The sequence below is a fragment of the Marinobacter sp. es.048 genome (assembly GCF_900188435.1).
Lineage (GTDB): Bacteria > Pseudomonadota > Gammaproteobacteria > Pseudomonadales > Oleiphilaceae > Marinobacter.
The window spans coordinates 304,520-316,386 of sequence record NZ_FYFA01000002.1 but is presented as its reverse complement, the minus strand read 5'-3'; the positions used below and the strand labels follow the sequence as shown (position 1 = coordinate 316,386).

10 protein-coding genes are annotated in these 11,867 nt (G+C 56.6%); 4 read left to right on the top strand and 6 right to left on the bottom strand.

All coding sequences use genetic code 11. From position 1 onward, the window contains the following. Nucleotides 1–3: 3 nt before the first annotated feature. The 3 genes from gspM to gorA are packed head-to-tail and all read left to right on the top strand — an operon-like array spanning nt 4 to nt 2,650. On the top strand, nt 4–534 hold the full coding sequence (gene gspM, locus CFT65_RS12485) for a type II secretion system protein GspM (protein WP_088828466.1): 531 nt from the start codon (nt 4–6) through the stop codon (nt 532–534). 56 nt (nt 535–590) lie between these two features. Then, nucleotides 591–1,262: a GNAT family N-acetyltransferase gene (locus CFT65_RS12480; RefSeq protein ID WP_088828465.1), complete on the top strand. Its 672-nt coding sequence runs from the start codon at nt 591–593 to the stop codon at nt 1,260–1,262. A gap of 26 nt (nt 1,263–1,288) precedes the next feature. After that, nucleotides 1,289–2,650, top strand: a complete 1,362-nt coding sequence (gorA, locus tag CFT65_RS12475; RefSeq protein WP_088828464.1) for a glutathione-disulfide reductase — start codon at nt 1,289–1,291, stop codon at nt 2,648–2,650. A 38-nt stretch (nt 2,651–2,688) separates the two neighbouring features. Here gorA and CFT65_RS12470 read toward each other — a convergent pair whose 3' ends face one another. The 3 genes from CFT65_RS12470 to CFT65_RS12460 are packed head-to-tail and all read right to left on the bottom strand — an operon-like array spanning nt 2,689 to nt 7,782. Beyond that, nucleotides 2,689–4,632, bottom strand: coding sequence for an ATP-binding protein (locus CFT65_RS12470; protein WP_088828463.1), 1,944 nt, complete (start codon nt 4,630–4,632; stop codon nt 2,689–2,691). Continuing rightward, nucleotides 4,625–5,602 carry an ABC transporter substrate-binding protein gene (locus tag CFT65_RS12465; RefSeq protein ID WP_088828462.1) on the bottom strand — a complete coding sequence of 326 codons (978 nt, stop codon included), beginning with the start codon at nt 5,600–5,602 and terminating at the stop codon, nt 4,625–4,627. The genes CFT65_RS12470 and CFT65_RS12465 overlap by 8 nt, the downstream gene beginning before the upstream one ends. 32 nt (nt 5,603–5,634) lie before the next feature. Further along, nucleotides 5,635–7,782 carry a TonB-dependent receptor plug domain-containing protein gene (locus CFT65_RS12460; protein ID WP_088828461.1) on the bottom strand — a complete coding sequence of 716 codons (2,148 nt, stop codon included), beginning with the start codon at nt 7,780–7,782 and terminating at the stop codon, nt 5,635–5,637. Between the two features lie 129 nt (nt 7,783–7,911). Between CFT65_RS12460 and CFT65_RS12455 the strand changes: the two genes are divergently transcribed. Further along, nucleotides 7,912–8,556, top strand: a complete 645-nt coding sequence (locus tag CFT65_RS12455; RefSeq protein WP_088828460.1) for a molecular chaperone DnaJ — start codon at nt 7,912–7,914, stop codon at nt 8,554–8,556. Nucleotides 8,557–8,569: 13 nt separating this feature from the next. Here the strand turns inward: CFT65_RS12455 and CFT65_RS12450 are convergent, their stop codons facing one another. From CFT65_RS12450 to CFT65_RS12440, 3 genes are all read right to left on the bottom strand, one after another. Then, on the bottom strand, nt 8,570–9,565 hold the full coding sequence (locus CFT65_RS12450; RefSeq protein WP_088828459.1) for a bile acid:sodium symporter family protein: 996 nt from the start codon (nt 9,563–9,565) through the stop codon (nt 8,570–8,572). A 3-nt stretch (nt 9,566–9,568) separates the two neighbouring features. Further along, a complete protein-coding gene (locus CFT65_RS12445; protein WP_088828458.1) occupies nt 9,569–10,246 on the bottom strand; it encodes a FadR/GntR family transcriptional regulator in 678 nt (225 codons plus the stop codon). Nucleotides 10,247–10,325: 79 nt separating this feature from the next. Further along, nucleotides 10,326–11,816: a flavin-containing monooxygenase gene (locus CFT65_RS12440; RefSeq protein WP_228705849.1), complete on the bottom strand. Its 1,491-nt coding sequence runs from the start codon at nt 11,814–11,816 to the stop codon at nt 10,326–10,328. Between the last annotated feature and the right edge of the window lie 51 nt (nt 11,817–11,867).

The window sequence follows — 11,867 nt, the reverse complement described above, 5'->3', positions numbered from 1 at the left end:
GGTATGCTTTCCCGAATCAAGGATCAGCCGGCGGTCGGCAAACTCATTGCTCAATACGACCAGTTGCCCCGCCGCGACCAGCAGGCCCTGATGGTACTGGCCATCGCGGTCTTTCTTGGCATTCTGTATTTTGCCGTATGGCGCCCGGCTGCGGGCTTTTATGAGCAGTCTGAGGCTGCTCGAGACAACGCAGGCGAGTTGCTGGCATGGATGCAGGCCAATGAACAGACGATTCAGCGTCTGGGCAGTACCGGCGGCGCCAGCGCCACAGCGTCGGACGACAAGCCTGCCGATGGCCGTGCCCTGATGGCACTTGTGACCCGTTCCGCCGGTGAAGCCGGGCTGTCGCTTCAGCGCTTTGAGCCCAGCGGAGAGGATGCCATTCGGGTCTGGCTTGAGAATGCGCCTTTTGCAGAGGTGGCGGCGTGGCTGGAGCGGCTGAATGGCAGCCATGGCGTTGTGATTGACCAGGCCGCCATGGACAGGGCAAGTGAACCGGGCCGGGTATCCGTTCGTTTAACACTGGCCATCTGATTCTGAAATACAGATTCCGGACCTTCTGTCCGGAACTGACGCAGGAGAGGGAAGCGATGAGTAACGGCAGCGACAACAAGAACAAATCTGAGCCAGCCATTGTTCGTCTGGACGATACAGCGGTGAATGAAGCCAGATCCATTCTGTTTCACGCCTATCGGAATGAGCCGACGTTCCAGTACCTTTTTGATCACCGGCGCCCCGGTTACGATCAGCGGGTTCGGGCAACCATACGGGAACTGATTGACCTGTACTTTGAGCTCGACCAGGATGCGATTGGCGTGATGGTAGACGACACGCTTGTTGCCGTCGCGTTCATCGGAGACCCTGAGCTCCGGATGAACCTGGCTGACCAGATCAGCTGGCGGATCCGTATGGTATTGACGACCGGTTTTGCCTCCACACGCCGATACCTGGATTACCACCAGAAAATCCGTGATATGTTGCCACAGCCGCTGGCGCACCAATTGCCAATGATGGGCGTAAATCCCAAGTACCAGAATCGCGGCTATGGCCGTTTGCTGCTGAAAACCGTTGAAAAACTCTGTGCCGAAAACCCGCGTGGCAGCGGATTGGTGCTTGATACTGGTAACAACCGTTATCTGCCGTTTTACGAATCCGAGGGTTTCCGGAGCCTTGGCAAGATTCAGCTCGGCGACTTCGAAGATCATGTGTTGTTCAGGGAAGTGCATCCGGAAACCAAAACGGCCACGCCCGGCCAAACCTGACTTTCTAATGTTTAACGGGAGAAGCTGTGTCTGACCAGCAGGATTTTGATCTGATCGTTATCGGAGCCGGCTCCGGCGGAGTTCGCCTCGCACGAATGTCTGCCCAGCGGGGCGCCAAGGTTGCCGTGGTTGAATCCAGGTATCTTGGCGGAACCTGCGTAAACGTTGGCTGCGTACCCAAGAAACTGTTTGTGTACGGGGCTCACGTTCACGATGAGCTGGAAGATGCAGCCGGTTACGGCTGGCGGGTTCCACTCGACGAGGTCAGTTTCGACTGGCCGAAGCTGGTTGCTAACAAGAATGCCGAGATCGAGCGTCTGAATGGCATTTATGGCCGGTTGCTGGAAAACGCCGGTGTGACCATCATCGAAGGAACGGCGTCACTGTCGGACGCCAGTACTGTGGTGGTCGGCGACACTTCCTACCGGGCCAAACACATTACCGTTGCCACAGGCAGCTGGCCGGTTATTCCGGATGTACCCGGCAAGGAATCCATCCTCACCTCGAACGAGATGTTCTATTTGCCGCAGCTGCCCAAACAGGCCGTGGTGTGGGGCGGCGGCTACATTGCTGTGGAGTTTGCCGGCATCCTGGCCGGATTGGGTGTTGACACAACCTTGCTGTATCGCGGTGATCTGTTCCTGCGCGGCTTTGATGGTGATATTCGCCGGTTCACCGAACAGGAAATGCGGAAAAAAGGCGTGAACCTGCAGTTCGGTGTGACCATTGAATCGGTTGAAGCCGAGAATGCCCATTACCGGGTTCAACTGAACAATGGCGAAACCCTGGAGACTGGCCTGGTGATGGCGGCAACCGGTCGTCGTGCCCTGGTTGACGGTCTCGGTCTGACTGATCTTGGTGTGCAGCTCAGCGCCTCGGGTCATGTTGTCGTGGATGATCACTTCCAGACTGCCGTGCCCTCAATTACTGCCCTGGGTGATGTGATTGGAACTCCGCAGCTTACGCCAGTTGCCCTGGCACAGGGCATGGTGCTATCCAGACGTTTGTTCGGCGATGGCAAAGGCGAGATGGATTATTCGGCCATACCAACCGCCGTCTTCTGCCAGCCCAACATCGGTACCGTCGGGCTGACTGAGGAGGAGGCCCGCGAAGCGGGGCATCGCCTGCGGATTTACCGCTCGGAATTCCGACCGATGAAATACACGCTCAGTGGTCGTGACGAACGGAGCTTGATGAAGCTGGTGGTAGACGACGAGACTGACCGCGTATTGGGTGCCCACATGGTGGGTCCGGATGCGGGTGAGATCACCCAGGGGCTGGCGGTTGCCATCAAGGCGGGCGCTACCAAGGCTCAGTTTGATTCCACCCTGGGCATTCATCCGACATCTGCCGAGGAGTTTGTCACCATGCGGGAGCCGGTGGCCTGATCCATTGCCCGCGCCCGGTTCAGGGCGCCGGGACCTCTCTAGAGCTTGATCCAGCGGCTGAGCACCTCGCGCAGCATGTCCTTGCGTACAGGCTTGGCCAGATAATCGTTCATGCCACAGTCGAGGCAACTTTTTTCTGTTCCGGGCAGAACGTCCGCTGTTAACGCAATGATCGGTGTACCGATCTGGCCGTTGCTTTGTTCCCATTCCCGGATATAGCGGGTGGCTTCGTACCCGTCCATGATGGGCATCTGGCAGTCCATAAGTATGATGTCGTAGCCCGTGTGGTTCGTAGTGACCCTGTCCAGCGCCTCCTTGCCGTTGTTGGCGGAATCCGTCTGGAAACCAAGCCGTTTAAGCATGGCCGTGGCTACGCGTTGGTTCACGGGATTATCTTCCACCACCAGGGCGTGGCTGGCGGCATTAATGGCTTCCCTCGGCGGTGGGCCCGAAGGCTCTGGCTGGCTGGTCGGGTTGGCCAGCTCGAAGGGTAGCTCAAAGCGGAACGAAGAGCCTTTTCCCAAATCGGTTTCCACCTGAATGTGGCCGCCCATGAGTTCCACCAGGCGTTGGACCAGAGACAGTCCCAGGCCGGTGCCGCCATATCCCCGGTTATTACCACCATCGAGTTGCTCAAAGGAGTTGAAGATATCCTGCAAGCGATCTACCGGGATCCCGGAACCGGAATCGCTCACCGAGCAATTGAGGATGATGCAGTTGTCTTCCAGGGCGAAACAGCCTGCCTGGATGTTGATAAAACCGTCGCCGGTAAACTTGATAGCGTTGTCCGCCAAACCGGCAAGCACCTGTCGCAGGCGTGCCGGGTCGCCAATCACAACCGGGTTGTCTGGCCAGTCACCAAAGAACTTGAGATTGAGGGCCAGACCCTGCTGCTCGGCCAGATGCCGGTAGGTGGCGGTACAGTTTGAAATCAGTTCCCGAAGGTCAAATTCCTGGCTCTCGAGTTTCAGGGTGCCGCTGTCCATCCTGGAGTAGTCGAGAATATCCCCGATCACCGTCAACAGATCCTCAGTGGATTGGCGAGCGGTATTGAGGTATTCCCTCTGGCGGTGGGACAGCGGGTCTTCCTGGATCAGATCCACCATGCCGAGCACCCCATTCAGAGGTGTGCGTAACTCATGGCTCATGGTGGCCAGGAACTCGGATTTTGCCTGGTTCGCCATTTCGGCCTTCTCCCGGGCACTTTCCGACGCGGCGAGTGTCTGGTCCCGGGCCGTTTTCAGACCGGCAAGGTGGTGTGCAAGCTGGTTGAGCTGCTCTTCAATGGCGACGATCTCACGGGAGCTCTGGTGGGTATTCAGGGGGCGTTCCTGGTAGTCACCGTCCGTGAGTGTTTCGATTCGCCCAGCGAGATCCCGGATTGGCGCCAGAATCGTCCCGAGAAAATGATTGATAATCAGAATGGTGAACAGTAGCAGGGCCACGCCCACGGCAATCGAGGTCCAGAGAATATCCTGTTGCCGGTCGGCGAGCACATCGTGACCAACGCCAACCTGCACGGTACCAACGCGCAGTGAGCCCGAGCCGAAGCCGTAGTCCGGTTCAAACCACTCAGCGGTCCGCTGGGATCCAAGCTCCAGAGGCTGCTGGAGAATTTCGGCCTCAAAGATCTGATCGCGTTCCGGCATTTCACCGGGACGGACTGGTTCGTGTGAAACGAAGCCTATCTGGTCTCCCATAACGTCTGAAACTCGGATCCAGTCGGCCTTGCTTCGGCGCAATGATTGGGAAAGAATCTGATCCAGGGCCAGGGTGTTGCCAGAAACAACAGCGTATTCGAGGGCGGGAGCCAGGCTGTCAGCAAGCATCTGGCTGCTATCGGACAGATCCCTGCGGGCATCTTCCAGGCGTGCAGATGTGAAGAACACCATCAGCACGATGAACATTACAACGGCCGGTAGCGCTCCAAGGAGCAACAGTTTGCGGGACAGGGGGCGCTGTTGTCGATGTGTGTTACTCATCAGACGCCTCCCCGTTGATAGTCAGTTGTCGATCCACCCGTGTGGCAATATCCTCACGGCTGGGAAGGGGGATGTTCAGGGAGCGTGCAACCTGGGCGTTCACTTCGACCCGGAAGTCTTCCGGGTAGGACGGTGCCGGAAACTCTCCTGTTTCGAAAAAAGTGGCCAGAAAATCATCTGCTATCTCGATCATCTTGGGGAATGGCGCATAACTGGATGCCAATGATCCCGCTTTCACATAAGCCTGGGTCGGTCCAATGACGATCTGGTTACGGCGATAGGCGGTTAACAGAATATGTTTGATGGTTCTGGGGTTATAGATGGAACTGTCTGGGGCGGCTAGCAGAAAATCGCCGTAACCAAGTGCCCTGACCAGAGTCGGAATCAGTTTGTCGTTGTTGTCGACAAGAAATATTCTTGCCGACATGCCATAGGTTGGCAGCTCATCAATCAGGGTTTCGTAGAGTTCTACCGAGTCTGCGGTTGCCAGCAGAGCTATCTTGGTAGCCTGTGGCAGGATGGCTTTTCCCGTTAGCGCCTGGCGGATAAGGGGGACGTCGTAAAAAACGCCGGTGATCTGGCCTGGGGAGCGTTCGGCAAAGCCCGAAATAAATGATTTATCAACCAGCATCGCCAGAATGTGGGCGGAACGGTTTGCCTGGCGCGCGCGGGAGAAGGCGGCGGGTCCAACAGTTATAATCGGGCCGGTATCAAGAGTGGCCAGCTGGTCGTCGGAAACCTCGACCACCGAAATTGCTGGCTCAAGTTCTCCGTTCAGGAGCTGCATCAGGTGTTGATCAAGAGGCGCGCTGCCTGAACCTGCGAAGTAGACTGTTCTCGCCGGTGATTCCTGGGCGTTGGTGAACGCGGACAATACCGTAAGAACCAGAATACAGAGGGCCTTGGGTAAAAGACCCGGGATTCCGCAACCGGACCGCTTTCGGTGTATCGTGCCTGACCTTCGTTCCATACCGTCCAGGGCTCGCGCTTTCCTTGTTGAATTCAGAAACGAATACCAGCCTCAACAAAAAACTGGTTATGATCCTCAATCCGGTTGTCCGGGCTGATCCAGTGTTTCGGGTTCATGTAATGTTGGATCGTCAGTGCCAGCATATAACTGTAATTGGTTTTGTCCACCCGGCGGGCTAAACGAAAATCTGCCCGCTCGAATCGAGTATCCCGTACTTCATTGGTCCAGTACATCGCCGCTGACGTCATGAAGCCCTTCGGCAGATCCTGTATCCAGGCAAAGCTACCGGAATCTCGGGCTGAGAGGCGGGCCAGCAGATCGACAGCCCTTTCCTGTTTGTCCAGGGGCAGCGCAGCCGGGTCGCCGGTGTATCGGCCTTCCTGCTCGAGATAGGCGTAGGTGGCCCGAAGTTTGGTGCCGGAAAACTCCAGTGAGGTCTCCAGCTCAACGCCTTCCTGCTCCAGATCGACGTTGTTGGCGATATACCATTCCTCTTCGTTGATGACGCCGCTGATCATGTCATCGAAATCGTCATTAAAGTAGCGCACTTCCACCGAGAGCAGGGCACTTTCGAGACGGAACTGACCGAAGTAGCTGATTTCTCTTGAGGTGATCCATTCCTCTTGGAGTTTCTGGCCGTAGGTGGAGGTTGTCGGGTCCAGAATGTCCGCAACTTCAATTCTCTGACCTTCCAGCGCTTCAAACGGTGCCTGCACATTTCTTGGGGTGTAGGACCAGTCCGGATTCTGTTCGAAAGCATCCGGTGTTCTAACCGCTCGGGAGAAAACGAAACGCAGGGCGTTGTTGTTGTTCAAGATGAAGTTTGCAGCGGCCCTGGGCGAGAAATAGTCTTCATCGGTGGTGGTAGTCTGCTCCCAGTTGCCACCAGCGTTGAAGGTCAGCCACCGTAACGGCGAGTACTCGGCGTTGGCGAATACCCGGGATTGGTAATTACTCCCTTTGCCATTAAAGTAGGTTTCGGAATTGAATGAGTCTTTTCGATAGCCCACGCCGGAGACCAGCTTGAATTCATCACTGAAAATGATGGTGTCCTGAAGTTCGATTTCCTGCCGTGTTTCCTCGAGGTCTTCATTCAGGTCAGCGATGAATGGGCCCTGGTCTTCAGGGAAGGGCGGGAACTCTGACGGCAGAATGGCGTTGATCTCGGAGGCCGGTGCTGCAACGGACCACCGTTGCCGCTGCCGCTGATTCTGGTAGCTTGCCTGAATATGATAGAAATGATCAGGTGAAAGCGCTCCGTCGAACCGGACATGGAGGTAGTAGTCATCCATGATGATGTCCGGGTTCGTGGTGGCTCCCAGCTTGCCGGACTTCTCGAGATCTTCTTCATTCAGTCCGTTCAGAACGCCTGCCCGGACATCAATAGAATGTTGGTGATCAATCCGGAATACGCTGTCGAAATTGAAGTTGTTGATGTCGTGGCCATCATGAAAGGGGATTTCCTGGCCGCCATCGATCTGATTATCAAAGCCGTTGGACTTGCGCTTTTCGTAGGACAACCGCCAACTCTTGTCGGCATCCGTATCGCCCACCGAGGTAAACGTTCGAAGGTGCCCACGGGACCCAACCGAGGTGTAGGCTTCTACGCCTGCCGTGTCCTGGGGTGAGCGGGTGATGATATTGATGCTTCCAAGAAACGCGTTGATGCCATAGGCCGCGGAATTCGGCCCCCGGCTCACCTCAATGCGTTCGATGTTTTCCAATGCCACGGGCATGCCGAGCCAGTCCACATCGGCCAGGCTGATCCGGTAGGCGGTTCGCCCGTCTATCTGAACCTGAAGTCGGCGCTGTTCGTATTGTGAAGTACCGTGATAGGTCGCTACCGGGTTAGTGCTTCCCCAGTGCCCAACCACCATGCCGGGAATCAGCCTGAGCGCTTCTACCAGTGTCATGATGCCGAGGTCCCGGATCATGTCGCCGGTGATGATTGTGGTTGTCCCGGGCACCCGGAGTTTGGACTGGCGTAATCGTGTTGTGGTCAGTACTTCGGGGATTTCGCTTTGCTCGCCTTCGAGGGCAAGTAATCCGGGTATGAAATCAGGTGTGTCAGTCTGGGCGAGCGCGGTGGCTGATAGCAGAGCGGAAGCGATACTGATGCCGAGGCAAGTTGCGAGGGTGCGGCCGTTACACACCATTGCCGTTTTTGTCGATTGATGCATGGTTGACGTTCTATAATCTGCCGAGAAAAGGATAAAACGCTTTTATTATGATTGGGTCCTATCGTAAGGGACTACAGGCTATTTGTCTCTCTGAAATGTAATGAATCTCTGCCCGGGAGTTGCAGCTGTATGAATTGTTGGGAAATCCTTGGAATTGAGCCAACCGGCGATCGTCGGAAAATCCAGGATGCGTATGAGCAACAGCTCAAATTTGCCTCGGAAGACGAGGTGAGGAGCCTGGAAGCCGCTTTCCGGGAAGCTGTTGGGGATGGGCCGGCTCCGGTGGCGCGCGCCGCGGACTCTGTTCAGCATGAACAGCATGGCGGGATAACGGAGGAAGAGTCAGACCGCCCACTGGATGCCAACGACGGACAGGTGGTCCGTGAGGTCGTCATTCAGATCAAGGCACTGCTTAATGACTCTTCCAGAAGTAAGGACGCGGGCATCTGGAAAGCCATTCTCTGCGAACCTCCTGCCGATCAGCCGCAACTGAGACGCGAGATTGGCCGGCAGCTGGAAGCCCAGGTGCGCCCCATGGCGGAAAACGGTACCTTTCCGGTTCCGGTTGCCCAGTTCCTTGGGCAATGGTTTGGCTGGTTCGCCATTGAGGAGGCTCCTGATGCAGCGGACGAACGAAACTACCCGGAACCTGACATGTCGGAAGAGCAGGGGGAGCAGCCACCGCAAATGGTTAATTTCTGGCCGGCGGTGATTGGCTGGATTGTCGGTCTGGTGATTCTCGCCACGCTCTTCGGCGGGATGGGAGGCGGATAGTTCCGCCCCCTGGTCAGTTCAACCTGTCCGTGTTAGCTCGTTCAATCTTTTCACGGTACTTCTGGGCAAGGATTGCCCCGACAATTACCTGTATCTGGTTGTAGCACATGATCGGTAACACGATCATGCCAAAGCCGGGATGTCCGGAAAACAGCACTTTGGCCATGGGTAGGCCTGATGCCAGGCTTTTTTTCGAACCGCAAAACACCACCGCTGCCTCATCTTCCAGGCTGAAGCCAAATCGCCGCACCAGAAACTTCGCAAACACCATAAATAGCAGTAGCAAGCCCAGGCAGAGCCCGATGGCGAACAGGATGGCCTGCAACGGCAGGTTTTCCCAAAGTCCGCTTTCCACCGAGTGCGAGAAAGCGGAATAGACAATCAGCCAGATCACGCACTGGTCATAGCGTGCCATCAGTGTTTCATTCCTGCCAAGGAAGCCGCCGAGCCAGGGTCTGAGAGCATGGCCCACCGCAAAGGGCAGCAACAGCTGCAGAATGATGTCTTGCAGAGCTTCCGCAATGGAGAAGTCCCCACCGCCGGATGTGCTCACCAGCAGCAACAGCAGGAACGGTGTCAGCATCATGCCGAAGACATTGGAGGCTGCCGCGCTGCAGATGGCCGCGGGCACGTTGCCCCGGGCCATCGCTGTGTAGGCAATGGAAGACGAGACCGCTGAAGGCAGTACGCCCAGATAGAGGAACCCAAGCCCAAGATCCTTCGGCATCCAGGACGGTGCTATGTCGCTCAGGCCGTTGATCGGCAAAACCGCCAGCGGAAAGAAAATGAAAGTGAGTGAGGTGATCAGGATGTGCAGTCGCCAATGGGTGGCGCCGGCAATGATCTGTTCACGGGATAGAGCCGCGCCATGAAAGAAGAAGAGCAGGGCTACTGCAACGGTTCCGGCAGTTGCCAGTGCGCCCCCGGCCTGGCCAGTGGCGGGCAGGAAAGTAGCCAGTACGATGGCGCCGAGCAGCAGCAGGGTGAAGGTGTCGATCCGGAACTTCATGAATCAGGACTCCCGATGTTTGAGTGCTTGAAGGCTTGGCTTCAATAGCTCTCGGGCCAAGATCTCTGCTTTACTCTCATCCTGCCGTCTGACGGCAGCCAGCAGCAGTTCGTGGTCTTCCTGGGAGGGCTCAGGCAGACCGGTGTCGGTTTCGGTTTGCTCAATAGTCTCGCTGACTGCGTGGGAGAAATAATCGTAGAGCTCTACCAAAGCCGAGTTATGGGAGGCCGCTACCAGGGCGTGATGGAAGGCCTCATCGTGGCTGATGCGGGCCTGAATATCCTTTCCGGCTTTGGCGCGCGCGTCCAGTGCTGTGGTCATCTGTCTAAGGTTCTGGTCTGTTCGCCGGGCCGCGGCCAACTTGGCGGCCTCTGTTTCAAGCATGATTCGGACTTCCAGCTGGTCCGCCAGCTGGGTGCGGGCAATCCTCCGTAATGTTTCCCCGGCATCACGGGTAGCGCGCACGTACGTGCCATCGCCCTGACGGGTCTCCAGCATCCCTACGTGAACGAGTACCCGAACTGCCTCCCGTACGGTATTACGGCTGACCCCAAGGGAGTCAGAGAGCTCCGATTCCACGGGCAGGCGATCGCCAACCGACCAGTCACCCTTCTCGATGGCATTTCTGAGGCTCTCGATAGCGTTTTCCACTAGAGACCCCTTGCGGATACGTTCCAGCATGGTGTTTATCATCCCTCAAACCTATAACCCAATCATCCTATGAATCTGTTCCGGCTTCAAGGGAAAGCGCATGTCGGGCTTAACCGGTGGCTTGCCCGGGGTAGAGAAACTGGTAGTCAGCGGTGTCCACTCGTCGGGTGGCAAACCGGTAGGTGAAGGTGAATCCGGGCCAGTTGATGGTATTACGGCCATTGGCATCAAGGTACCAGGAGGTGCAGCCGGAGCTCCAGACCGTGTCTTGCAGGCCCTGTTGCATCACATTAGTAAAGCGGTCCTGACGGTCCTGACGTACGTCCATGGCGGAGCCCGGGTACTTTTCCAGCGCGTCCAGACAATCCAGAACGTATCGGAATTGCGATTCCAGCATGTAGAGAATGGAGTTATGGGCCAGGTTGGTGTTCGGCCCATACAGCATGAACATGTTCGGGAAGCCGCTTACGGTGATGCCTTTGAACGCGGCAGCGCCATGCTGCCAGGCTTCGTTCAGGGTTTTTCCGCCCCGACCGGTTATCTGGATAGGCGAGAGGAACTCGGAAGCCCGGAAACCGGTTCCACAGATGATGGCATCCACCGGATGATGATGACCGTCTCGCGTAATAACGCCAGTTTGGTCAATACGGTCGATGGGATCGGTAATCAGATTCACGTTGGGCCGGTTAATGGCCGGATACCAGGCGTTTGAAATCAGAATGCGTTTACAGCCGATCTTGTAGTCGGGAATGATGTGTTTCAGTTTGGCGGGATCTGTGACCCGCTTTTTTGCCTCCCGCCTTGCCTGATTGGCGTAATACTCCAGCAGGCCGCTGAATTTGGTGAAGGCCAGGGCCCGGCTCTCGTTTTTCCAGTAAATAAGGTAGCGGTAGAGGCGATCCCAGGCCGGCACCTTCTGGAACAAGGTCTGCTCCCAGGACTTGAACGGCCGATCCGGTTTCGGCAGCACCCACGCGGCAGAGCGTTGGAACAGGTCCAGCTGTTTTACCTGTGGGGCAATTTCCGGAACAAACTGAATGGCACTGGCGCCGGTGCCAATGACCGCGACCCGTTTACCAGCCAGGTCGTATTCGTGATCCCAGCGGGCCGAGTGGAACATCTTGCCCTGGAAACGATCGAGACCGTCGAGTTTTGGCCAGGCGGGTTGATTGAGTTGACCGGTGGCGGTAATGAGCACGTCTGCGGTGAGTTGCTCGCCGCTTGCCAGGGTGACCGTCCATTGATTCGCGTGATCGTCAAAGGCGGCATCCTGTACCTCCGCATGGAACCGTATGTGATCGCCAAGCCGGTATTTCTCGACGCAGTGCTCCATGTAGCCGAGTATTTCCCGCTGCAACCCAAATTTCCGGGACCAGTCGTGCTTGGGTTCGAACGAATAGGAGTAGAAATGTGACTGCACATCGCACGCGGCACCGGGGTAGGTGTTATCGCGCCAGGTGCCGCCAACCCGGTCGGCTTTCTCCAGCAGGGTCAGGTTTGAAAAACCCGCCAGTTTCAGTTTTATGGCCATACCCAGGCCACCGAATCCGGTACCAATTATCAGGATGGACGGGCGTTCACGGAGGCGGGCTTGGGTCATAATCATGGGTCCGGCGTTATTATTGTGGTCTCTCGGGGTCAGTATACGGAT

What these genes read in the sequence shown, in the direction of transcription:
- gspM (WP_088828466.1), top strand. Translation starts at nt 4, where the DNA reads ATGCTTTCCCGAATCAAGGATCAGCCGGCGGTCGGCAAACTCATTGCT.
- CFT65_RS12480 (WP_088828465.1), top strand. Translation starts at nt 591, where the DNA reads ATGAGTAACGGCAGCGACAACAAGAACAAATCTGAGCCAGCCATTGTT.
- CFT65_RS12470 (WP_088828463.1), bottom strand. Translation starts at nt 4,632, where the DNA reads ATGAGTAACACACATCGACAACAGCGCCCCCTGTCCCGCAAACTGTTG.
- CFT65_RS12465 (WP_088828462.1), bottom strand. Translation starts at nt 5,602, where the DNA reads ATGGAACGAAGGTCAGGCACGATACACCGAAAGCGGTCCGGTTGCGGA.
- CFT65_RS12460 (WP_088828461.1), bottom strand. Translation starts at nt 7,782, where the DNA reads ATGCATCAATCGACAAAAACGGCAATGGTGTGTAACGGCCGCACCCTC.
- CFT65_RS12455 (WP_088828460.1), top strand. Translation starts at nt 7,912, where the DNA reads ATGAATTGTTGGGAAATCCTTGGAATTGAGCCAACCGGCGATCGTCGG.
- CFT65_RS12450 (WP_088828459.1), bottom strand. Translation starts at nt 9,565, where the DNA reads ATGAAGTTCCGGATCGACACCTTCACCCTGCTGCTGCTCGGCGCCATC.
- CFT65_RS12445 (WP_088828458.1), bottom strand. Translation starts at nt 10,246, where the DNA reads ATGCTGGAACGTATCCGCAAGGGGTCTCTAGTGGAAAACGCTATCGAG.
- CFT65_RS12440 (WP_228705849.1), bottom strand. Translation starts at nt 11,816, where the DNA reads ATGACCCAAGCCCGCCTCCGTGAACGCCCGTCCATCCTGATAATTGGT.